Source organism: Jeotgalicoccus sp. S0W5, from assembly GCF_011634875.1.
Classification (GTDB): Bacteria; Bacillota; Bacilli; order Staphylococcales; family Salinicoccaceae; genus Jeotgalicoccus; species Jeotgalicoccus marinus.
In genome coordinates, this window is the sequence record NZ_SIRQ01000003.1 from 522,188 (window position 1) to 543,652 (window position 21,465).

Genomic DNA, 21,465 nt, shown 5'->3' on the forward strand with positions numbered 1-21,465 from the left:
TTCTAAATTATTTACCCTTAACTTTACTTAATGCATTATCGAATGCTTGTAAGGTTTGTTTGATGTCTTCACTTGTATGTTTCGTTGATAAGAACATGCCTTCGAATTGTGAAGGTGGTAAGTAAACACCCTCACTGAGGAGTGCTTGGTACATATCTTTAAATAATTCTAAATCAGATGTATTAGCAGAATCAAAATCAACAACGTCTTGGTCTGTTAAGAAGAAGCCTATCATTGAACCTGCACGGTTTACAGTAATCGCTTGTTCATGCTTATCGAATACTGATTTTAAGCCACTTTCTAATTGGTCTGCAAGTTCATTGAAGTACTCATAACTCTCTTCATTCAACTGACTTAAGGTTTCATAACCTGCAGTCATAGCTAATGGATTACCAGATAAAGTCCCTGCCTGATAGATGTCTCCAACTGGCGCGATTCTTTCCATAATATCCTTACGGCCACCGTAAGCACCGACTGGTAAGCCACCACCAATAACCTTACCAAGACATGTTAAATCTGGCGTGACACCAAAGAATCCTTGAGCACAATTATAGCCAACTCTAAATCCAGTCATGACTTCATCGAAGATTAAGAGGCTGTCATATTCATTTGTAATATCTCTAACAAACTGTAAGTAATTTTCTTTTGGCGGTACAACGCCCATATTACCTGCAACAGGTTCCATAATCACTGCAGCGATATCATCGCCAAATTTTTCAAAAGCTTCTTTTAAGCTTGCTTCATCATTATAAGGTACAGTAATTGTATTTTTAGCCGTACCTTCTGGTACACCTGGAGAATCTGGTAGACCCAATGTTGCCACACCTGAACCTGCTTTAATTAATAGAGAGTCACTATGTCCATGGTAACAACCTTCAAATTTAAGAATCTTATTTTTACCTGTGAAACCACGTGCTAAACGAAGCGCAGCAAGTGTCGCTTCTGTACCTGAAGAAACCATACGTAACATCTCTATAGATGGTACACGGTCAATCACGAGGTTCGCCATTTTCGTTTCTAGTTCAGTTGGCGCACCGAATGAAGTTCCTTTAACCGCTGCTTCTTGGAGACTTTTTACAACCTGATCATCCGCATGACCTAAAATTAATGGTCCAAAGCTCAAGGAGTAATCAATGTATTCATTGCCATCAACATCATACACACGACTTCCTTTGGCGTGGTCGATGAATAATGGATGGTCACCGACGGACTTAAAAGCACGTGCTGGGGAGTTAACGCCACCCGGCATCACTTTGACTGCGTCATCATATAGTGCTTTTGACTTGTCGTACATTTATATCTCTCCTCTATTGATTTTTTCAGCTAATTCTTTAGCAAAGTAAGTAATGATCATATCCGCACCGGCACGTTTCATTGAGATCATTTGTTCAGCAATCACTGCCTCATCGACTAAGCCCATATCAATTGCTGTACGTGTCATTGCATATTCACCGCTGACATTATAAGCAACAATCGGTAAATTAGAATTGTTTTTGACATCTCGTATAATATCTAAATAAGACAGTGCAGGTTTAACAATCATCATATCCGCACCTTCTAGGGTATCACTCTCTAATTCACGGAGGGCCTCAAGACGATTAGCCGGATCCATTTGATACGTTCTACGGTCACCAAATGATGGCGTCGACTCCGCAGCATCTCTAAATGGTCCGTAGAATTTAGAAGCGTATTTAATGCCGTAACTCATAATAGGAATGTGACTATAGCCAGCCTCATCTAGGCCTTGTCTGATTTCACTCACAAAACCGTCCATCATGTTTGATGGTGCAATAATATCCGCACCGGCTTTTGCCTGTGACACGGCAGTCTGTACAAGTAGTGGTAGCGTTGAATCATTATCAACATCTTTAGTTACCGGGTCAATTAAGCCACAGTGACCGTGGTCTGTGTATTCACAAAGACATGTATCTAAGATCACTAACAGCTCAGGGTAATGTTGTTTTGACAGGCGACATGCCTCTTGAACGATACCGTGATCGTGATAGGCACCTGTGCCTTCAGCATCTTTTTCATTCGGAATACCAAAGAAGATAACGCTTTTAATGCCGAGTTTAACCACCTCATCTAACTCTTCTTTTAAGAGATTTAGCGAGATCTGGTAAACACCCTTCATTGAAGGTACTTCTTTTTTTACATCTGGCTTCTCAACAACAAAGATCGGGTAAATCAAATCATTTACTGATAGTGTTGTTTCACGCACCATATCTCTCATGAAGCCACTTTTTCTTAAGCGGCGATGTCTGTCAAAATTCATCACGAATACGCTCCTTAATATAAGTTATCATATGATCTAATGTTTCATGTTCTGGTGTTTCTGCTGGTACTTTGTATTTATCTAAACGTTCTTTGGTCACTGCTCCGATAGCAATGACTGTTGTATCTGTTAAAGCGTCGGCTTCAAGGTCAGTCATCAGTGCTTCGACCGCGGATGGTGATGATAAGGTAAGAAAATCGATATGAGCTAAATGATTACTGATCCACTGAACAGAATCAGTATTCGCCTTCGGATAATACAGGTCGATTTCAGTAACAATCGCACCTTGATCTATCATATAATCCCTTAACTTAGGCCTTTTGTTTAGACTCGCTGGATAGAGGATCTTATCCCCTGGTGAAATGTTAATCTCTTCGATAAAACCTTCTTGAGTATAGACGTCAGGTTCAAAGTCTACCGTAATCCCAGCGTCAGCCAAGGCTTCAGTTGTTTTTTTACCAATTGAAGCAATGCGTCTTACTTTAAGCGAATCCATATAAGGTAAGAGATACTTCACCGAATTCTTACTCGTCATCACCAGTAAATCGTAGTCAGTGTCGAGACACTTCTGATCAAAGTCCAAAGCTTCTGTCGTAATCAGTGGACGGTGAATAATTCTTAAGTCATTCTCATCGAGCTGACAAGACATTTGGGTGACACAGACTGTACTTTTACTGCTCATTGTTCTCGTTAATCATATCAATGATTTCTTTAGCACCGATTTTTTCCATCTCATCAGCAACTAAGTTACCCAGAGTCTCAGGGTCTTCATGGGATTTTTTCACTAGATAACGTTCGTTACCATCTTCAGACATGATTAATCCTGTTAAATATAGTTCCCCATCTTCGACTGTCGCGTAACCGCCAATTGGCACCTGACATGAACCGTCCATACGTTTTAAGAAGGTACGCTCAGCCGTTGTACAAAGTGACGCCTCATCTGAATGAACGCTCTTAAGCATTTCAATTAATTCATGGTCATCTTCACGCACTTCAATGCCTAAAGCACCTTGGGCAATGGCTGGTATGAACTCTTCAGGTTCAAAGTATTCAGTGACCACATCATCACTCCAACCCATACGTTTAAGACCGGCTGCAGCGAGTAGAATGGCATCGTACTCGCCATTTTCCATCTTCTTAATTCTCGTATCGATGTTTCCTCTTACCCAGTTGACTGTAATATCATCACGCATCGCTTTTAATTGCGCACCACGTCTGAGTGAAGATGTCCCCACTACACTACCAGGTTTTAAGTTTTTAAATGTAACCTTATCATTCGATAAATAAGCATCTCTCATGTCCTCACGTTCAGGGACACAAGCAATCGTAAAGCCTTCTGGTAGCTCACTCGGAACATCTTTTAGGCTGTGGATGGCCATATCGATTTCCTTGTTTTCTAAGGCAGCTTCAATCTCTTTAACGAAGAGCCCCTTACCACCGACTTTAGATAATTGAACGTCGACAATTTGGTCACCTTTCGTGACGATTTCTTTAATTTCAATTTCAAGATCCGGGAATTTATCCTGTAATTTTTTAATAAATTGCTTTGATTGTGTCATAGCTAAACCACTACGACGTGAACCGACTACTAGTTTCCTCATAATTTATATGCTCCTTAAATTGACCAAAGATGAAAATCTGAGAACTCCGAAATAACCAGGTAGTTCAACATGACGAGAACAAAGGCTGCTGTACTGTAGACTGCAAACTTGGACGCATCATGATTTAATCGCATCTGTGCGAGAATTATTCCATAAATGACGATGACGACAAATGTACCGATCACCTTTAAGTCAGAAAATACTAGAGGCCCTAGTATCTGTAAGCCCCATACAATTCCTATTATAATACTTATCGTCAGTAAGATAACACCAATAAGGGAAAATCTAACCATTACTTTTTTGGCCGTTTCTATACTGAACAATGAGAAGAAAGTTCTATTGAATTTTTTCGTTTTTAAATTTCGTTCTTGAATTAAATATATGACTGAATGCACCATTGCAATAAAGAACATTACATAGGCTAATAAGGCACTGCCCACATGGACAATTAACAATTCATTCACCACATCTAGTGTCAAGGCTGTAGAACTAAAGTTCAGAGGTGAGAATGTGTAGAAGGTTAATAAGAATGTTGTAATCAATAAGTAAAACATGAACACAAACTCACTTTTCACCCTATAAAGATGTACAATACCGATTAAAATCAACACTAGACTTAAGGTGAAGATACCTTCAGAAAAAGTCAGAATAGGTATTCTTCTTAAGCTAATACCGAGTTGTATCACTGAAATAACATGCAGTACGACAGCAGGTGTCATAACATACAGAGAAGCCTTTCTGACTTGTCGATTTCTAGTAAATAAATCATATGACAGTGCAGAAAGGCTAATGAAATATAGCAGTAAGATAATTTCTTGTATACGGAACATTATGTCCATAAAATTCCACCTTACCAGTTAAGTCTCAATTCTTCTTTACGTGCACGTAACTTTTGTCTTTGTTTTTGGTCAGCTTCTAGACGTTGAGCCTTAACTTCTTCTTCAATATGGAACATCGCTTGAATGTCTTCAAGCTTGTCATCTCTATTTTTATCACCAGCGATTTCTTTAGTGAAGATAATTGGGTCTCTTAACATTTGATTAATGATACTCTTCATATGTTTTGAAACTACAGTACGTTCACGTTCAGACATTTCTGGTAACTTACGTTCTAAGGATTCAAAAGTATCACTGTGTATTTGTAATGCTTTTTTTCGCATTGCTTGAATGACGGGGACCACACCTTGAACTTGTAACCAGTCTTCAAACTCAGCAGTTGAACCGTCAATCATTGCCTTAATTTTTTCTGCTTCTTGTTCTCTTGTTTCAAGATTTGAATCAACGAGTCCTTGTAAATCATCAACGTTGTACATATATACATTGTCACAGCTTTCAATGGCCGGGTCAATGTCTCTAGGCATAGCGATATCAATTAAAATCAGTGGTGAACCGTTGCGGGTTTCATTTACTCGGTCCATCATTTCTTTATCAATTACAAAATCAGTAGAAGATGTGCTTGAGATCACGATATCAGCACTCTTCAATTCTTTTTCTAGATTCGCTAAACTATCCGCTCTACCATTAAATTTCTGACTTAATTTCTCAGCCTTTTCAATTGAACGGTTAATCACAACAAGGTCTTCAATACCGTTAGATGTAAGGTTTAATAGTGATTCTTCAGCCATTTCACCAGCACCGATTACGAGTACCTTACTCTCTTTAACATTTTGGAAGATACGTTTTGCTAATTCCACTGCAGCATAAGACATAGAAACAGCATTCTTAGAAATATCTGTTTCACTGTGTCCACGTTTAGCAACCGTAATCGCTTCTTTAAATAGCTTGTTAAAGATTGTACCTGTCGTATGTTCTTCTTGCGCTCTTAAAAAGGCATCACGAATCTGCCCAAGGATTTGAGTTTCCCCGAGTACGATCGAATCTAAGCCTGCTGTTACATTAAACAAATGTCTAACAGCATCATCTTGAACTTTTAGTTCAGTCATATTTTTAATGCGCTCATAGTCCACACCGAACCAGTCTGCAAGGAATTTTCTCGTATAATAAGCACCCGTATGCTCCTGATCACTTACAACGTAAAGTTCTGTACGGTTACACGTCGATAAAAGCGTCGCTTCTAAGACACTTTTTTGATCTCGTAGTGCATGTAATGCTTCAACGACTTCATTATCTTGAAACGTTACTTTTTCTCTGTCCTCTACACTCGCTTGTTTATAGTTTAAACTTAATGCAATAATATGCACGGTCTTGCCCCCTCAAAACTCTAGTAAAAATGTATATACACAGTTTTACGAATAAATCATCTCACTATTTACAATAATTCTAATCTACCTATATTTCAAGTCTTCTAGATGAAGTTTTCTAAAGATGTCATAATTTCAGGTAGTTTTTCTTTATTTACAGATGAAAATGGAATAATTGTATCCCCATCTTCTAATTCTAGGTCTTCTTTAATAATTTTAATATGTTTTTGCAGACGTGATTTGGCGATCTTATCCGATTTTGTCGCCACAATAACCACAGGTAATTCATAATTCTTCAAGAAGTCATACATTAAAATATCGTCTTGTGTCGGTGGATGACGGAGGTCGATGAGTTGCACGACACAGCTGAGATTTTCTCTCTCAGTGAGGTATTCTTCTATCATTCCGCCCCACTTTTCACGCTCTTTCTTAGACTGCTTGGCATAACCATAACCTGGAACGTCAACAAAGACGAACTTATTATCTGCATTGTAAAAGTTTAAGGTGATTGTCTTACCTGGTTTTGAAGATGTCCTTGCGACATTTTTTCTACCGCATATTGCATTAATAAATGAAGATTTACCAACATTAGAACGACCACTAAGTGCTATTTCTTTGAGTCCAGTTTCTGGATATTGTGCCTTAGACACTGCTGAAATAATGATATCAACATTAGCTGGATTAATTTTCATGTGTTCACTTCCTTTAAAAAAGGCTGTCTATGACGACAGCCTCAAATTATTTATGCACTTTTCTTATCTGATTCAATGGCCTTACCATTTTCATCATATACTTCTGGTTCTTTTTCATCAGTTATCGTTTCTCTAGTGATAACAACTTTCTTGATGTCATCATTAGAAGGTACTTTAAACATAATGTCGACCATGCATTCTTCGATGATTGAACGAAGACCACGAGCCCCAGTTTTTCTTTCAATTGCAAGTTCTGAGATTGCGTTGAGCGCATCCTCTTCAAACTCTAGTTCCACATCATCGATATTCATCATACGAGTGTACTGTTTAACTAAGGCATTTTTAGGCTCAGTAAGAATTGATTTCAATGCTTCAACATCAAGTTCTTCTAAGTTACTAATAATCGGTACACGGCCGATGAATTCAGGAATAAGACCATAAGCTTGTAGGTCATCTGGTCTTACTTTAGCTAAGAGTGCATCCTTATCAGAGAAGTCTTCAGATGCTCCGCCGAAACCAATTACCTTATCACCAAGGCGGCGTTTAATGATATCTTCCATACCATCGAAGGCTCCACCTAAAATAAAGAGGATATTTGTCGTATCAATTTGGATAGACTCTTGGTTAGGGTGCTTACGGCCACCTTGTGGTGGCACACTTGCTGTTGTGCCTTCTAAAATTTTAAGTAAGGCTTGTTGTACACCTTCACCAGAAACATCTCTAGTGATTGATGTGTTTTCACTCTTACGCGCGATTTTATCGATCTCATCGACATAGATAATCCCTTGTTCAGCACGCTCAATGTCAAAGTCAGCAGCTTGAATTAAACGAAGTAGAATGTTTTCAACATCGTCGCCGACGTAACCTGCTTCAGTTAAACTTGTTGCATCTGCGATGGCAAATGGAACGTTTAAAGTACGTGCAAGTGTTTGAGCAAGTAGGGTTTTACCACTACCTGTTGGACCAATTAAAGCAATGTTAGACTTTTGGATTTCCACTTCTTCTTCACTCGCATTGTTGATACGTTTGTAGTGGTTGTAAACGGCCACACTTAAGGCACGTTTCGCGTTAACCTGACCAATAACGTACTCATCTAATGCTTCTAAGATTTCTTGTGGTTTTGGAATGTAGTCGAAGACCGCTGTGTCGTCTAACTTCAATTCCTCTTGTATGATTTCATAGCAGAGTTCAATACATTCGTTACAAATGTACACACCACTACCAGCAATTAACTTTTTGACTTGTTCTTGATCTTTACCGCAGAATGAGCAAGTAAGATCAGTATCGTCTTCGTTAAATTTAAACATTTATATACACCTCATTCTTAAGTTCCAAGTAAATATACTAGAAAAATAGCGGTAAATCAATTGACTTGCACATTGATGAAAAGCTCCACACTAAAGTGCAGAGCTTCTCTTTCTATTTTTATATTAGAATTTACTCAGCTTGTTTACGGTTATCAACTAAGATGTTTAATGCTTTTTGTAGTTTGACATCTTCTTTAATCATAGATGCATCACCTAAAGCTTTTTTAACATCATCAGCTGGCATACCGAATTGTTCTGCAAGACGGTTCACTTCGTTGTCAACATCTTCTTGTGTGATTTCAATGTTTTCATCTTCAGCGATTTGTCTTAGCGTTAAGTTCGTACGAACGCGTTTTAAAGCATCTTCTTTCATTTGCTCACGTAGGGCGTTTTCATCTTGACCAGACAGTTGAGTGTATAGTTCAAGGTTTAAGCCTTGTTGTGAAAGATTAGCTTCAAATTCTTGTAGCATACGATCAGTTTCAGTATCTACCATTGCATCAGGTACATCAATTTCAGCGTTGTCAGCAGCTTGTGCAACTAAGCTTTCTTTTAATGTTACTTCAGCATTTTCTTCTTTTTGTTTTTGAACTTGTTCTTTAAGTTCAGCTTTTAATTCGTCAACTGTGTTTGCGTCACGACCTTCTAATTCGCTCACAAATTCATCAGTTAATTCTGGTGTTTCTTTTTGTTTAAGTGCGCTGACTTTAACTTGGAAGACAGCTTCTTTACCAGCTAACTCTTCAGCATGGTATTCTTCAGGGAAAGTCACGGTAACGTCTTTCTCTTCACCGATTTCCATACCTACCATTTGCTCTTCAAAGCCAGGGATAAATGAGTTAGAACCGATTTCTAGTTCGTAATCGTGTGCGTGTCCACCTTCGAAAGCCTCACCATCAACGAAACCGTGGAAGTCGATTGTCGCGATATCACCATTCTCAACAGTACCTTCTTCTTTAACTACTAAATCAGAGTACTCAGTTAAGATGTGATCGATTTGGTGGTCAACTTCTTCGTCAGTTACTTCAGTGTCGATTTCTTCACCTTCAAGACCTTTGTATTCACCTAATTTAACTTCAGGTTCAACTGTAACTGTCGCTTTAAGAATAACGTCTTGACCTTTTTCGATTTGCTCTACATCTACATCTGGTTGAGCAACTGGGTTAATTCCAGCTTCTTCAACAGCTTTAGTGTAGTGTTCAGGTAGAAGAATATCTAAAGCATCTTGGTAAAGTGATTCTACACCAAAACGTTTTTCGAACATTTGACGTGGTACTTTACCTTTTCTGAAACCAGGGATAGAGATATCCTTGGATACTTTTTTAAATGCTGCATCTAAAGCAGTGTCTAATTCTTCACTAGGAATCGTGATTGTTAAAATTCCTTCATTTCCTTCTTGCTTTTCCCATGTTTGAGACATAATACAATTTCCTCCATCAAGTCGTTATTTTCAATTAACCAGTATATTATAACATATACTTAAGTTGTTTCAAATCATTGAATTACTGCTCATTTTCAAGCATAAATCTATCAATTTTTTCAATCCACTCTATCGCCTTTTGCTCTGCCTGTTCTACACTCTCTTGACCAAGCATTTCCTGTAGATATTGCGCGTAAGCAAGCGCCAGTTCGTGGTTTGTGAATTTTGGTTTAATCGGATAGATATATAAGAGATGTCCATACAGCATGTTTTCTGCTGCATCCTTAATAGATGGATTTGTGGCATCCAATATATCATATAGTTCGTCTAAAACTTCATTCACCAAGTAAAAATCTTCTAAGCTCGGTAGTTTCGCTGGTACGACAGTGGTTGAAATATTAAATTTCTTAACTTTCAGCTTATCATTGTCGTTTATGCTCCGCAAATATAAGAGCATTTGAGTGTAGACCATCGGCTCAGTTTCGGTTTTTATCTCGTCTAAGATTAAAGATTTATATGAGATATCAGTAAGTTCAGTAATATCCTCTAAAAACTCAATCTTATCGATGAAATCATAACCTTGATATTCTTTTTTTGTTACCTTATCTCTTTTGACAGGCTCACGGTAGAAGACATTTAATTCATGACGCGCATGACCGAGACGCTGTTGAACTAAGAGTCTAAACTCATGTGGTAAGTCTTCCTTTAAAAGCTGTTCACAATACTGAATAACCTCTTGGAATCGTCCCATACCTGTCAGTGCCTCTAGCATGAAATCCATGTGAGTTTCATAATTTCCTAAGCCGCGGTTCATTCTCATAAGTGCATGATCAATGACACTGTGATAAGCATCTAAGTTTAATAGCGCCTCATAATATAACTCTTCTAAGTAATCACTAGGCTCTGTCAATTCAATATATTTCCGATAAGTTTGGACGTACTGATTATCTTCACCTTGATCAAAATAGGACTTTAAATCACGCTCGAACTTTGAAATAAAACGTTTGTGTGTCGATATCTTATTGTCCATAGGCATCACGTATAATTAATTCACTCCATGATTCATATGGAGACATCGTTTCCAACAAATCATTTTCTACCCAGTTCAATTCAATCGTATCCGCCTCTTTGTTGACGATTTTTTCCTTATCCACTTCAACTTTTAAAACTAACCCAATATGGACCTTGCCTACTTCGTTATCATCATCGTTGATTAAACCGTGAATTTCAATGTTTTTTACATCCTGTTCAGTTAAACCAACCTCTTCGTTTAACTCACGTGACGCGTTAATGCGAAGTTTATCTTCAATAGTAGAAACATCTTCAACATCGTTCATATGGCCACCAACACCAATCGATAACAAGCCGTGCAGTCTCTCTTCACCGCCACCCGTTAAGCGTTTGTAGACAAGCGTTTCGCCTTGATTGGCAATAATACAATAGCTGATCAACTGCTTGTAAGACGGATCCTCTTCCATATCCCCGCGGCGTTTTACTTGGAATTCTGAGAACTGTTTAACGATATTCTTATAACGATTATCATCCTTAGAGATAAAACCATTAAACGCATTTTCCTCGTTATCAAATAAAGTATTTCTATTTACGACTAGTATTTGTTCATCAAATTTACTCATGATAAGTCTCCTCACAGTTGAATCATAATGAATATATTTTTCATCATTTTCGACAATTATAATAACACAATTCAATATTGCTTACGAGCTATATACAATAACACTAATGTCGTAAAAAGTCACACCCCTATTGCGATTGTTATGAGTTTAGGTATTTATCGAGATCCTCTTGGAGACCCTTGTAGGTGATTTGGATTGATTCTTTGTATTGGTCGTCATGTATAATGACTGTCCGTTTGTCATATGTGTGTCTCGTACTTTTGCACCAAAACTTGGTGTAGCAGAAGATCCGGTGTGTGGATCAGGGCACTGTCATCTCGTACCGTTATGGGCACATAAATTAGGAAAGAAATATATTGTAGCTTATCAAGCATCAAAATGCGGTGGGACATTAGTTTGTACTTATTATGAAGATACTGTTGAAATTTCAGGTCAGGCTCAGCTATTCTCAACCTCAATACTAAACATATAAAGATAAGCCCTTGAAGTTTTACTTCAAGGGCTTATCTAACTATGAATAAGAAAGCTTTTCATCCGCTTCTCTCTTAATGCCTCTAAATCCAAAATGAATAATAGCCAGTGTGATTAACTGTGACAATGTCTTAAATACTAATTGACCGAGCATTGCATATGGCACTTGCTCCCAAGTTAGGATGCCTGTAAACAATGGTGATAGTCCAATTAAAATAAACACAACACTATCAACGAGTCCACCTAATATTCCAGATAGCATAATTCTGTTGTAGAAGCTAAGTTTAAATCTTGTAAAGATTTCTGTATCAACCACTTCTGATAAAACAAATGACAAACTTGATGCAATCGTGATTGGTAACATATCTCCGTAAAATATGGACATCAGTATGGATATACCTAATCCAATAGCAATGATGTAATATGTTTTTCTTCGTCCAAATTGTAGTTGTACTAAGTCTCTAAAGACGAATGTCAGTCCTACGAAAACTGTCCCCCACGGTATGATGAATATACCTAAAACTAATGGTGCAAAATAAGCGGTAATAAAGTTAGCAATAACGATTGCTAATATATAGAGTATTGGCCTTAACATATTGTCCCTCGCTTCTAGATGTATATATTTAATAAACATTCATTATATATTATATTGTGAATTACAAAAAGGTGAGGATACATTTCTACAATTTTGTAGATAGTCATCCTCAAACTTCTCCTACTAATTATATTTCACATGCCCAGCCGTCTTTATCTCTATCCATTTTAAGTTGGTAAGCTGGATCAGAACTAGATACCCCTTCCGGATATACTGTTCTTAGTTCATCACAATTGTTAAAGAACTGTCCGCCACCAGTCTCTGCTGGTGGTGCCGTTGTCGCGTTATTTGTCGTCGATTCACTATAACTCGGACTACTTTCTATAGCAGGTTCACTAACGATTTCTTCTTTACTTTCTGAGTTAAACCCTTCTCCATCTTCATTGACATAGCCTGATATGGACCAAATACCAATTTGCTGATCTTTGGCAATTTGTTCAGCAGCTCTAAATTCGTCTAAATATTTTTGTTGTTCATAAATGTAACCGACTCTTGCCAATCCTTCTTCTAGCAGAACTTCATGAACATTAGTATCCCCAACATATAAATAAACTAATTCTCGATCATAATGATCCGTCTTTGCACCTTCATCATACTCTATATATAATTGCTCATCTGAGTTGAGTAGTTCAGTCAGTCTAGCTGAAGCTTCTGGACCAAATGGTTCAACGGGTTTATTTGGATGCACCGTTTCAGGTGTATCAATCAACAATAATCTTAATTTCAATTCTTCATTTTGTTCATTTAGTACGTTTACTGTGTCACCATCCACTACCCTATAAAGAGTGACAGGAATTAAACCTTCTTTACTTGCCTCTTTTTCAGCTTTTTCCTCTTCAAGTCGTTTCTTTTCTTCCTGCTCTTTTGCTTTTTTCTCAGCGGCTAATCGTTCTTGTTCTTCTTTTTCAGCCTTTTCTTTCTCGGCTTTCTGTGCCTTTTCCTTTGCAAGCTGTTCTTCTTTCTCTTTTTGCTCACGCTCAGCTTTTTCTTTAGCTGCGAGTGCTTCAGCTTCTTCCTTTTCTTTCTCTTCTAATTCTCGTTGTCTTTCTTGTTCATCATCACTATCTTCTTGTGTTACTTCATCATCGACAGCTTCTATATTCTCTACTTTTTCACCAGCTGTTGATTCACTTGAAGAAGTTTCGATTGAGTCGTCTGTCACACCAAAGAATATGAATAATGTGACTAACAGAATTAAACTATTGCGGTTAATTCTCTTAAAATTATTTTGTTTTTGCTTATTCTTTTGACGTCTAGCAGTAAGTAGACTCGTTATGTAACTGATTAAAACAAATAGTAATAAAGCTAACCAAAAATCTTGCATTCCTACGCTTGATGAAATCAAAGTGATCAATAATAGGAAAATAATACTAAAACTAATGCAAAAAATAGATGCACCTAACATCAACTTTTTGTCATCTCTAAGTTGACCATTTTCCTTATATGGCTCTTTGTTTTCATACAATGTAGCCAGATACACGCCATAAACCACATATGAAATAATAAAACTTAGTACCGCTAAAAACAGAAAAAATCCTAACAATCTGCTCCCTCATTTTCAATATAATGTATATTATTATACCATTGAAAATGTATTTAGAAAACGAAATATTCATGTAGATTTAGATTAATAGTGTAAATTTAGGTAATTAAATTTTGGAGATAAATTAGTATAATATATTTATTTTCTCCTCATTAACATAACTATTGAAATCAATGAAGTAATCATTTTGCCAGTTCTGTGTTCGCATAGCAGTTTTATTTAATTCATCTTCCCATGAAGGATATACTCTCATGGCCATTTTACCTTTAATATTATCCTTACTAATTATTTGTTTTTCTAGTAGCACCTCTCTAGGAAAAATGAATTGTCCTTTTTTATCTTGATCCAATACTGTCACTATTAACTTTTCAGGGGTTTCTTCCCAAGTATATGGTCGATTCTTGTTATTCTTATCCTTCGTCCAAAATACTACAAAGTAACCTTTTTTATTTTCTGTCTTTTTAGCCATTCTGTTTCTATATTTTTGTTCCCCAATATAAAAATTACAGCTTTCATATTCAGTATTAAATGGTTCAGTTTCAATCGTATTTATTTCTGGTAATCCCACTGTCTCTATAATTTTTTTCGTAAATAATACAGATTCAAACATTATTTCATAACTCCTTCTAATGGTCATTTATATATATTAACCACACTCATCATACATCAAAATCAAGATATTAAATCATACATTCATCACAATTCTTTGTATTTCAAAAGAAAAACAGGACGTTTTTATACGCCCTGTTAGAAATAGTATATTTAATTTTTAACCGCTACCCAAATTTCACTATAAGCGACATTTTTATTATCTTCATTAAATTTAGTGAAAGAAAACATCGGTATATCAGCTAAATCATATTCTGATTCTGGTAGCCATTCTGAATAAATTTTTGCGTAAGTGTCTTGTAGAACTTTTGGAAATTCACCTTCATTTTCAAAGACGATCCACTTACTTTTATCGATATTAATGGCATCAAGCTGATCGCTTATATTATCTACTGTCGTCAAGACACCGATCATATGAGTTAGATCGCCTTCTTCTTTGATAAAATCTTCATCTGCATCATAAGAAACATTCACCACTTCTTTCGGTTCAATGTTCTGTACATCATGCATTTCTTTCCTTTGTGACTCCGTAATACTCTGTGCTAATTTTTCTATTTCCTCATTAACACCCTCATATTGCATAGGTACGCGTTTTTGAACACCCACTATTTTAAATGCAGGTTGCTCCACAATTCTCGTTTTCATGTCTGTTCCTCCTTTTGTACTTATTGAAAAGGAAAGCTTAGGAAATGAAATTAAAACTTGTTCCTCAGCTATTTGAGAAGGCAGATACCCACTCCAGGATTTAAAAGCTCTTGTAAACCCATCAACTGAGTAGCTATATTTAGTTGCTACACTTGTTACTGCTTCATTGTTTAATAAATCAATGTTTGCAAAATGCAGTTTTCTCTTCTTTATATATTCAGATAAACTCATGCCACTAAGAAAAATGAATAATTTTTTATAATGCTGTCCGGGCAATCCCACAAAATTTGAAATCTCATTCAAACTTAAATTGGATGTTAAATTCTCATCTATAAATTCAATAGAATCATTCAGCTGCTTTAATATCATTTCCATCACCTTCTTTCTATATATTACTCATATATAATTGGTATCACTCGACATTACTTATATATATTTTATCGTATTATATTACAAATTTAATATTCAACTTTCATTACAAATAATTAACTGGGATAGAAATATAATTTGCAATATGACCGAATTTAAAAATCTCAAATATATTAACACTGTTACCTGTCGATCTTTACCATATACATCATTAAAACACGTCTTAAATAGTATAATGAGTTTTGATTCATAATTCTTGAAAAAATAATAATATAGTCATACAAAATAATACTTAAAAACCTATCAGTCACATAGTAATAACTTTTTGATTAGAGAACATTTTTCTTCATAAATTTTTTATATAACTAGCGATCGATACCTACGTACTGAAATATTCAGATTTATGATATCTGCATCCAAATTTTCAAAAATATTTACCTTCAGAAATATTAAGAATTTATTTAGATATTTATTGAAATAAACTTTTTCTTAGCATTCGTAATATTCGAGTAATATAATCGCTATTTTTGTTACTTACATTTAACCGAACATAAGTTCTATTTAACTACATATAGTGTTATAATATTATTAGAATATACTAGATGTAGTACTTAAAAATATTGAGATGATATTATGACAAAAAGAAAAAACGTTAAAGTTATTAGAGAATCTAAATCTGGTAGAAACAAACATTTTAAAAGTTCTACTGCTAATATGAATAGAAAAGAATTTGTTAGTCGTATTGAGAGAGGATATTATCCCGAATATCATGTTCGAAAAGTAAACGGTATAAAGACCCCAGTTTCAAATCCCGATAAATCTAAACGTAATAATTTAGGTTAATACCTGAAATACTATATCTAGTATCCTCTCTATTCATGACATTTTACTTGAATTGCATAAAAGACGGAAGGTGGTGATAATAATGCCTAAAAAATACAGAGCAGGTAACAAATCTGATATGAAGAAATTTATGAAAGATATTGAGAAAACTATGAAAAATAAAGCTGAGAACTCTGCAATGAACAAAAACTTCACACTGCTATGCCCTAATTGTAAAACTCAGAAAGAAATCTCTTTCAAAAATGGTAAAGGGATTTGTTCTAAATGTAAGACAGAAATAAACCTAGACCTAAAATGGGGATAGACTTTTGAATTTATAAATAACTTTTCATCTTTGACCGATCTACTAATATTGGTTCTAAAAATACGGTTGATGGCCCATAAGTCATTAATCGTATTCTTCTATAATAATGTGTAAAACTAAATCAAATGTTCTTGTAAAATAGCCAATAAAACTAAAAGCTTTATTGATCCCTATGAACTTTTCACATCAAATTCAGTCTAAATTAAGAGAACACAATTTAAGTTTTACAAATCTAATTTTAAAAAAAGTAGTCTATAAATGTATCAAATATTTTTTCAATGCTACTAATCTCATCTATACACACTAAATTAAATAATCATTGCACCATCCCATATTGATAAATGGACCGGTAACAGGGAATCAATGAAAACATTAAAAGTGTTTGAATCCGTGACATTTGTTAATCGTAATTTTGTGCATTTCAGAGATTAAATATCATTATTGACACGATTCTATCAACAAGAATCAAAAACTGCCTAACTTGCAAAATCAAGCTAGGCAGTTAGGCAAAATGTTTCATCAACACTAGTTGAAGTAATTTGTTGGTTTAATACTATCCCTCTTTAGAGATTGTAGAAACTTTGAAATATATCAAAGTTTCTAAGGTAAAATTGCATTGATAACTATTTATTCAGTGCTATCTTTATCCAATTCTCTAAGGCTTTAAGAGCATCGGAATCAGCTAGTTTTACTTCTGCCCTCAGATAATCAAAATCAATCTCTTCATATGCCATGGCAATTAAAAGCACGCCATACTGTTCGTTATCTGCATATTCATAATCCAATACCCTATCGTACAGAATACTTTCTAATGATTGAACATAAATATATTTGTTATTTTCCGTTTCAATTTTTGTTACACCATCATAATCTTCCGGCTCCAGTGCATTGTCAACAATATCTACTGCTACATTCAATCGTTCATGTATAAAAACCCTACTTTATTTTTTAAAACCAATTTCTAACAAATTATCTTCTATAATGTTGTAAGCAGAAGTCACCAAATCGATATCATCTGTAGTATATTGACTCTCAGTATAAATCTCTAAAGAAAGACCACCAACTATAATTGGCATGTCACTCTGTTTAACTTTACCTTCCAATAGTGAGGTAATAATCGATGCCACTTTAATCATACAATCAAATAATTTTTCATCCTCAGCTATATTATCTAAATCAACTTTTGCCTCACTTATGCTGTAGGTCATATTCTCTCTCCTGCAGCTCTTCGAGAATTCTTTGTTTCTCTGGATTATTTCGTGGTTTATCGAATGCACGCATTCCCGGGTAGTAGCTAGGATTAACACGTTTGGCTGCTTGAAGTCCACGCTCTCTTCTTTCTGCATTTCTTTTACGTATATCTGACAGTTTTGCAGTTTTCACCAAAATCCCTCCACTCTCTTTTATATCAGCTTATGTAACTAATTATACAACAGGTCAATAATTAATGAAAATTTACAGGAGTAATTTTATAAATCAAAAAACCCTTACGTCCACTAAGGGCGTAAGGGTTTTCTGATTTATAATTAGTGTCCTGGGAGGGATTATTCTTTCCCACCATATCAACGTTTCTAAGGCTAGATTGACATAATATTGACATGGAGTTTATTTCTTGAATTGTTTCTTCTATATCTTTCATTCTATTCATAAAAATTCATATGTGGCTTTTCTTCTTTATAATAATCTAACCTATCTTGTAATGTACCTGTATGTAGTTCTAACTTGTGTCCATCTGGATCAGTGAAGTATATTGATTTTTTATCTCTTGTATTTCTTTTACGTCCTTCTAAAATATTCACATTGTTATCTTTTAACCATTGGTGCCATTCATCAAATTCACTTTCTTCAATAGTAAAAGCCATATGAGTATACGAGTATTGGATTTCATTTCTAGGTATATCTTTTTCTTCATTTAATGCTAACCATAAGCCACCTAATATGAAATAGGCTGTTTTATCACTCTCTACTAAAATTTTTGCCTTTAAAATGTCTTTATAAAAGATAATAGATTGATTAATATCTGATACAGAATATGTAACGTGATTAATTGATTGAATCATTAAAAGCCTCTACTTTCTTCATTAATATTTATCATTTCATTCTTTTAATTTATAGAACATTCTAACATAAATGAATATATAATGATCAAGCCACCTCTTCCCAGGTGGCTTTTGTTCATGTACACTATTTTTGTATATTTTACAATTCCCACTTATGGTAGGGACTCTCCAATTTAAACGTCAGGTTTTTCTGTTACCTGCCAACTGGTAAGCCCTTATGTCTTACATTAGTATCAAGTTTTAAAGTAACTTGCAACTTAGCTATAAACCGAGTAGATAAATAGCTTGATCGTTTACATCTTCATTATACAACATTTGCTCATATAAACGAATTTTAAAGAATTCGATAAATTAGGTGAATTTCAATTTCTGCGTTGACCTTTACGTTACGTCAGCCTCTATAATCAATTTATGAGGAGGTGATAAAAATGGAATTTTATCAAATGCCAATGTTTAACAAAGTACTGGTAAAAGATATGGAGAAGTCGGAGAAATGGTATGAGAAAACACTCGGTTTTAAAAGTGTCTTTAAATTTAGAAACGACAAAAACGAAGTGCTTATGAATCATTTAAGACTTGAGAAATATCAGGACTTAATGCTAATTTCTAGTGCTGATTTTGAAGTTGGTAATTCAATATATTTAAATATATTAATCAACGACATTGAAGATAAAGCACAAAGTATTTCACAGAAATTTATTGTGTCTCAATTAGAGGAGAAACCATGGAATGCAAAAGAAATGACTGTTAAAGATCCTGACGGGCATTTAATCACACTTACACAATCAAATATTAGTGATACTGATTTTGAAAAGCTGATGAATCAAACCTCAAAAGAATATTAAAGTTTTAATTGTAACAGATGAATTAGTAAAGACCTGTCTGAGTAGGCAGGTCTTTTTATATCCAATCATACCTTCTAACCTCGTATATATGCTTAAACTCTACATATATTAAGTTAGCCCCTTTACTCACTGTAACCACTCTACTCCAGTCGTCTATATGCTCTACCTTGCACTCGATCTGGTGCTCATAACCACCACTCCAGTAACGCAATACAACATTACAGTCTAATAAGTTACGTAGCTTCAACTCTAACTCCTGCATTAAGTCCTCGGTTAATGAAGGTTCTGGCATGTGGAGTTGTGACTCAATCATCTTGTCTACATTCTCATACTGCTCAGGCATGGTCGCAAATGGTGCCCACTTTACCATAGTTCTACCTTGTGGAATGTTACTGTTCAGCTCAGATTGTGGGAACTCACGATAGTCCATATAATCACCTCTTGAGTAATTATATCGAACGTATGTTCTATGTGTAAAGATAAAAAATAAGCCTCCGAAGAGGCTTACCAATAAGGGTCACGTACTTAACATACGCTTAGAATCTTTTCGACCTACTTACTGTTAAAACGGACATCATGCCGTTAATTAAATAATATCACTCTTTTGTATTTTTATCAATTTTCTATCTTTCTTCTTCTGGTTTTAGGACTATTATATACTGCCTTATCTGGAAGTTTTAAGCAATATTTTGTTTTTAAGTATTCTGACCCGCACTTAGGATTATCCTTAAATCTTTTGTATTTTGTATTAGCTATCAAATCTGCTAACTGAATCATCCTGTCATCTTTTGAATCTAGATATTTTACTTTGAACTGCGATAATATGTATGGCATAAAATCCCAATAAAATTGCTGACTATAAAATTCACCCAGTTTTGACCAATACTTGTTTAAATAATGTTCAAAATCTACCAATCCTGCTTCACTATTAAACACTTCATTATCTATCCTTAAATGCACCACATCTTCTTTTGTGAATGTTTCTTTTCTAAAGACTTTTTCAATCATTCTTCTGATTAAATATTGTTTATGCCTTTTAACAGATGCTGGATCTTTGAAGTTCACGAATTTTAATTCACTATTTTTTGTCATAACAAAATACTGTTTTATCCCATCAATTTCACCGAGGATTTGGAGTAACTTTTTTCTATCTTTACCACTTAAATGGAAACCTTTAATTTCGCCTTTAATTTTTCTTTTTCTACAGAATGCGTTTACCTTGTTTTTTGCTTCTTGAATCGCATCAGGACCATCTACATACAAGCATCCATATATAAAATATTCATGTCTTTCGTTATTAGATAATTGACCTGAATCGTCAATAAAAATAAATTTATCCATCTCACTACAGCTCCTTACATATAATTTAATGTATATGTAAAAAATTTGTAAGACGGAACATGTATTCTGTTGTTTAGATACAGAAACAAAAATAACCCCTCTTCCTAAATGACTCAGGTTAAATATTATCTATAATCTCTCTTTTGTTATAATAACAATCGAATAATTATTGGGAGGAATACAGATGAACGCTACTGAATTTCAACAATGGGTGGAAGAATATTATAAAAGTCGTGGATGGTCAGATCTAGATATTTTTATAAGAATTGGCTTTCTTGCTGAAGAAACCGGAGAAGTTGCTAGAGCCATCCGCTCTTTAGAAATCGGTCGAGATCGACCGGATGAAGAGAAAGAGTCCTACGCAGAAAATAGAAACGAATTAATTGGAGAGCTTGGTGATGTCCTCGCGAATGTATCTGTAATCGCAAATAAATACGATATTTCTTTAGAAGAAGTGTTCAAAGCTCATACTGATAAGTTAAATGATAGATATTCAATAAATTAAATTATGTATAACCGCCAGGCGATGAGCTCCGGCGGTTTTTATGGTTGTTCAAGCCATATATTGTATCTGCATAGAAATGTTTTTAAAATAGGGTAATCGGAAAATAGTGTGGAATTTTTTATCTGAACCCCTCTTTTTACTATTCCCCCCCCGTTAACTTAACAAGGATTTACTTTTTAACGAATAAAAGCTAAGTCATCATTGGC

26 protein-coding genes are annotated in these 21,465 nt (G+C 35.1%); 5 read left to right on the forward strand and 21 right to left on the reverse strand.

The features are described 5' to 3' along the window. Window positions 1–7 precede the first annotated feature (7 nt). From hemL to EYB29_RS05025, 11 genes are all read right to left on the reverse strand, one after another. Complete coding sequence (hemL, locus tag EYB29_RS04975) at window positions 8–1,294, reverse strand: glutamate-1-semialdehyde 2,1-aminomutase (RefSeq protein ID WP_026866234.1); 1,287 nt, start codon at window positions 1,292–1,294, stop codon at window positions 8–10. Next, a complete protein-coding gene (gene hemB / locus EYB29_RS04980) occupies window positions 1,295–2,275 on the reverse strand; it encodes a porphobilinogen synthase (RefSeq protein WP_166626910.1) in 981 nt (326 codons plus the stop codon). It abuts the gene before it with no gap. After that, window positions 2,265–2,957, reverse strand: a complete 693-nt coding sequence (locus EYB29_RS04985; protein ID WP_026866232.1) for a uroporphyrinogen-III synthase — start codon at window positions 2,955–2,957, stop codon at window positions 2,265–2,267. Before EYB29_RS04985 ends, hemB begins: the two co-directional genes overlap by 11 nt. Beyond that, entirely contained in the window at window positions 2,947–3,876 is a 930-nt protein-coding gene (hemC, locus tag EYB29_RS04990; protein WP_026866231.1) for a hydroxymethylbilane synthase, read from the reverse strand. The genes EYB29_RS04985 and hemC overlap by 11 nt, the downstream gene beginning before the upstream one ends. A gap of 14 nt (window positions 3,877–3,890) precedes the next feature. Next, on the reverse strand, window positions 3,891–4,715 hold the full coding sequence (gene ccsA, locus EYB29_RS04995; protein ID WP_166626757.1) for a cytochrome c biogenesis protein CcsA: 825 nt from the start codon (window positions 4,713–4,715) through the stop codon (window positions 3,891–3,893). A gap of 11 nt (window positions 4,716–4,726) precedes the next feature. Then, complete coding sequence (gene hemA / locus EYB29_RS05000; RefSeq protein WP_026866229.1) at window positions 4,727–6,076, reverse strand: glutamyl-tRNA reductase; 1,350 nt, start codon at window positions 6,074–6,076, stop codon at window positions 4,727–4,729. A 104-nt stretch (window positions 6,077–6,180) separates the two neighbouring features. Then, a complete protein-coding gene (gene yihA, locus EYB29_RS05005; RefSeq protein WP_166626758.1) occupies window positions 6,181–6,768 on the reverse strand; it encodes a ribosome biogenesis GTP-binding protein YihA/YsxC in 588 nt (195 codons plus the stop codon). Between the two features lie 50 nt (window positions 6,769–6,818). Next, entirely contained in the window at window positions 6,819–8,075 is a 1,257-nt protein-coding gene (clpX, locus tag EYB29_RS05010) for an ATP-dependent Clp protease ATP-binding subunit ClpX (protein ID WP_166626759.1), read from the reverse strand. A gap of 130 nt (window positions 8,076–8,205) precedes the next feature. Beyond that, window positions 8,206–9,495: a trigger factor gene (gene tig / locus EYB29_RS05015; RefSeq protein WP_026866226.1), complete on the reverse strand. Its 1,290-nt coding sequence runs from the start codon at window positions 9,493–9,495 to the stop codon at window positions 8,206–8,208. Between the two features lie 82 nt (window positions 9,496–9,577). Then, window positions 9,578–10,525 carry a hypothetical protein gene (locus tag EYB29_RS05020; protein ID WP_026866225.1) on the reverse strand — a complete coding sequence of 316 codons (948 nt, stop codon included), beginning with the start codon at window positions 10,523–10,525 and terminating at the stop codon, window positions 9,578–9,580. Then, window positions 10,515–11,129: an NUDIX domain-containing protein gene (locus EYB29_RS05025; protein ID WP_026866224.1), complete on the reverse strand. Its 615-nt coding sequence runs from the start codon at window positions 11,127–11,129 to the stop codon at window positions 10,515–10,517. The genes EYB29_RS05020 and EYB29_RS05025 overlap by 11 nt, the downstream gene beginning before the upstream one ends. A gap of 217 nt (window positions 11,130–11,346) precedes the next feature. Here EYB29_RS05025 and EYB29_RS05030 point away from each other — a divergent pair, with 217 nt between their 5' ends. Further along, window positions 11,347–11,601, forward strand: a complete 255-nt coding sequence (locus tag EYB29_RS05030) for a PhzF family phenazine biosynthesis protein (RefSeq protein ID WP_166626911.1) — start codon at window positions 11,347–11,349, stop codon at window positions 11,599–11,601. Window positions 11,602–11,640: 39 nt separating this feature from the next. On the opposite strand, the gene EYB29_RS05035 is transcribed toward EYB29_RS05030, so the two are convergent. The 4 genes from EYB29_RS05035 to EYB29_RS05050 form a co-directional block, all read right to left on the reverse strand. Next, window positions 11,641–12,195 (reverse strand): VUT family protein, encoded by a 555-nt coding sequence (locus EYB29_RS05035; protein WP_166626760.1) that lies wholly within the window; start codon window positions 12,193–12,195, stop codon window positions 11,641–11,643. A 127-nt stretch (window positions 12,196–12,322) separates the two neighbouring features. Further along, entirely contained in the window at window positions 12,323–13,738 is a 1,416-nt protein-coding gene (locus EYB29_RS05040; protein WP_166626761.1) for a thermonuclease family protein, read from the reverse strand. Between the two features lie 124 nt (window positions 13,739–13,862). Further along, a complete protein-coding gene (locus tag EYB29_RS05045; RefSeq protein WP_166626762.1) occupies window positions 13,863–14,348 on the reverse strand; it encodes a MepB family protein in 486 nt (161 codons plus the stop codon). Between the two features lie 152 nt (window positions 14,349–14,500). Further along, window positions 14,501–15,361 (reverse strand): AraC family transcriptional regulator, encoded by an 861-nt coding sequence (locus tag EYB29_RS05050; RefSeq protein WP_205710593.1) that lies wholly within the window; start codon window positions 15,359–15,361, stop codon window positions 14,501–14,503. Between the two features lie 633 nt (window positions 15,362–15,994). On the opposite strand from EYB29_RS05050, the gene EYB29_RS05055 reads away from it, so the two are divergent. Both EYB29_RS05055 and EYB29_RS05060 read left to right on the forward strand, forming a co-directional pair. Continuing rightward, window positions 15,995–16,204 carry a hypothetical protein gene (locus tag EYB29_RS05055; protein WP_166626763.1) on the forward strand — a complete coding sequence of 70 codons (210 nt, stop codon included), beginning with the start codon at window positions 15,995–15,997 and terminating at the stop codon, window positions 16,202–16,204. 82 nt (window positions 16,205–16,286) lie between these two features. After that, complete coding sequence (locus EYB29_RS05060) at window positions 16,287–16,508, forward strand: hypothetical protein (RefSeq protein ID WP_166626764.1); 222 nt, start codon at window positions 16,287–16,289, stop codon at window positions 16,506–16,508. Between the two features lie 623 nt (window positions 16,509–17,131). Here EYB29_RS05060 and EYB29_RS05065 read toward each other — a convergent pair. The 4 genes from EYB29_RS05065 to fosB all read right to left on the reverse strand — a co-directional run bounded on the left by EYB29_RS05065 (window position 17,132) and on the right by fosB (window position 18,568). Continuing rightward, window positions 17,132–17,425: a hypothetical protein gene (locus tag EYB29_RS05065; RefSeq protein ID WP_166626765.1), complete on the reverse strand. Its 294-nt coding sequence runs from the start codon at window positions 17,423–17,425 to the stop codon at window positions 17,132–17,134. A 24-nt stretch (window positions 17,426–17,449) separates the two neighbouring features. Continuing rightward, window positions 17,450–17,716 carry a hypothetical protein gene (locus EYB29_RS05070; protein ID WP_166626766.1) on the reverse strand — a complete coding sequence of 89 codons (267 nt, stop codon included), beginning with the start codon at window positions 17,714–17,716 and terminating at the stop codon, window positions 17,450–17,452. After that, on the reverse strand, window positions 17,697–17,891 hold the full coding sequence (locus EYB29_RS05075; protein WP_026866216.1) for a hypothetical protein: 195 nt from the start codon (window positions 17,889–17,891) through the stop codon (window positions 17,697–17,699). Before EYB29_RS05075 ends, EYB29_RS05070 begins: the two co-directional genes overlap by 20 nt. Before the next feature lie 257 nt (window positions 17,892–18,148). Further along, complete coding sequence (fosB, locus tag EYB29_RS05080) at window positions 18,149–18,568, reverse strand: FosB/FosD family fosfomycin resistance bacillithiol transferase (RefSeq protein WP_026866214.1); 420 nt, start codon at window positions 18,566–18,568, stop codon at window positions 18,149–18,151. A gap of 428 nt (window positions 18,569–18,996) precedes the next feature. Between fosB and EYB29_RS05085 the strand changes: the two genes are divergently transcribed. After that, window positions 18,997–19,413, forward strand: coding sequence for a VOC family protein (locus tag EYB29_RS05085; RefSeq protein WP_026866213.1), 417 nt, complete (start codon window positions 18,997–18,999; stop codon window positions 19,411–19,413). 55 nt (window positions 19,414–19,468) lie between these two features. On the opposite strand, the gene EYB29_RS05090 is transcribed toward EYB29_RS05085, so the two are convergent. Both EYB29_RS05090 and EYB29_RS05095 read right to left on the reverse strand, forming a co-directional pair. Beyond that, window positions 19,469–19,843, reverse strand: coding sequence for a YolD-like family protein (locus EYB29_RS05090; RefSeq protein WP_051220449.1), 375 nt, complete (start codon window positions 19,841–19,843; stop codon window positions 19,469–19,471). Window positions 19,844–20,028: 185 nt separating this feature from the next. Then, complete coding sequence (locus tag EYB29_RS05095) at window positions 20,029–20,754, reverse strand: DUF3800 domain-containing protein (protein WP_051220448.1); 726 nt, start codon at window positions 20,752–20,754, stop codon at window positions 20,029–20,031. Window positions 20,755–20,938: 184 nt separating this feature from the next. Here EYB29_RS05095 and EYB29_RS05100 point away from each other — a divergent pair, with 184 nt between their 5' ends. Continuing rightward, window positions 20,939–21,259 carry a MazG nucleotide pyrophosphohydrolase domain-containing protein gene (locus tag EYB29_RS05100; RefSeq protein ID WP_026866212.1) on the forward strand — a complete coding sequence of 107 codons (321 nt, stop codon included), beginning with the start codon at window positions 20,939–20,941 and terminating at the stop codon, window positions 21,257–21,259. Window positions 21,260–21,465: the final 206 nt, after the last annotated feature.

Bases quoted from the DNA above. Each gene is read 5' to 3' on its own strand.
- hemL (WP_026866234.1), bottom strand. From the start codon at position 1,294: ATGTACGACAAGTCAAAAGCACTATATGATGACGCAGTCAAAGTGATG.
- hemB (WP_166626910.1), bottom strand. From the start codon at position 2,275: ATGAATTTTGACAGACATCGCCGCTTAAGAAAAAGTGGCTTCATGAGA.
- EYB29_RS04985 (WP_026866232.1), bottom strand. From the start codon at position 2,957: ATGAGCAGTAAAAGTACAGTCTGTGTCACCCAAATGTCTTGTCAGCTC.
- hemC (WP_026866231.1), bottom strand. From the start codon at position 3,876: ATGAGGAAACTAGTAGTCGGTTCACGTCGTAGTGGTTTAGCTATGACA.
- ccsA (WP_166626757.1), bottom strand. From the start codon at position 4,715: ATGGACATAATGTTCCGTATACAAGAAATTATCTTACTGCTATATTTC.
- yihA (WP_166626758.1), bottom strand. From the start codon at position 6,768: ATGAAAATTAATCCAGCTAATGTTGATATCATTATTTCAGCAGTGTCT.
- clpX (WP_166626759.1), bottom strand. From the start codon at position 8,075: ATGTTTAAATTTAACGAAGACGATACTGATCTTACTTGCTCATTCTGC.
- tig (WP_026866226.1), bottom strand. From the start codon at position 9,495: ATGTCTCAAACATGGGAAAAGCAAGAAGGAAATGAAGGAATTTTAACA.
- EYB29_RS05020 (WP_026866225.1), bottom strand. From the start codon at position 10,525: ATGGACAATAAGATATCGACACACAAACGTTTTATTTCAAAGTTCGAG.
- EYB29_RS05025 (WP_026866224.1), bottom strand. From the start codon at position 11,129: ATGAGTAAATTTGATGAACAAATACTAGTCGTAAATAGAAATACTTTA.
- EYB29_RS05030 (WP_166626911.1), top strand. From the start codon at position 11,347: ATGTATAATGACTGTCCGTTTGTCATATGTGTGTCTCGTACTTTTGCA.
- EYB29_RS05035 (WP_166626760.1), bottom strand. From the start codon at position 12,195: ATGTTAAGGCCAATACTCTATATATTAGCAATCGTTATTGCTAACTTT.
- EYB29_RS05045 (WP_166626762.1), bottom strand. From the start codon at position 14,348: ATGTTTGAATCTGTATTATTTACGAAAAAAATTATAGAGACAGTGGGA.
- EYB29_RS05050 (WP_205710593.1), bottom strand. From the start codon at position 15,361: ATGATATTAAAGCAGCTGAATGATTCTATTGAATTTATAGATGAGAAT.
- EYB29_RS05055 (WP_166626763.1), top strand. From the start codon at position 15,995: ATGACAAAAAGAAAAAACGTTAAAGTTATTAGAGAATCTAAATCTGGT.
- EYB29_RS05060 (WP_166626764.1), top strand. From the start codon at position 16,287: ATGCCTAAAAAATACAGAGCAGGTAACAAATCTGATATGAAGAAATTT.
- EYB29_RS05070 (WP_166626766.1), bottom strand. From the start codon at position 17,716: ATGACCTACAGCATAAGTGAGGCAAAAGTTGATTTAGATAATATAGCT.
- fosB (WP_026866214.1), bottom strand. From the start codon at position 18,568: ATGATTCAATCAATTAATCACGTTACATATTCTGTATCAGATATTAAT.
- EYB29_RS05085 (WP_026866213.1), top strand. From the start codon at position 18,997: ATGGAATTTTATCAAATGCCAATGTTTAACAAAGTACTGGTAAAAGAT.
- EYB29_RS05090 (WP_051220449.1), bottom strand. From the start codon at position 19,843: ATGGACTATCGTGAGTTCCCACAATCTGAGCTGAACAGTAACATTCCA.
- EYB29_RS05095 (WP_051220448.1), bottom strand. From the start codon at position 20,754: ATGGATAAATTTATTTTTATTGACGATTCAGGTCAATTATCTAATAAC.
- EYB29_RS05100 (WP_026866212.1), top strand. From the start codon at position 20,939: ATGAACGCTACTGAATTTCAACAATGGGTGGAAGAATATTATAAAAGT.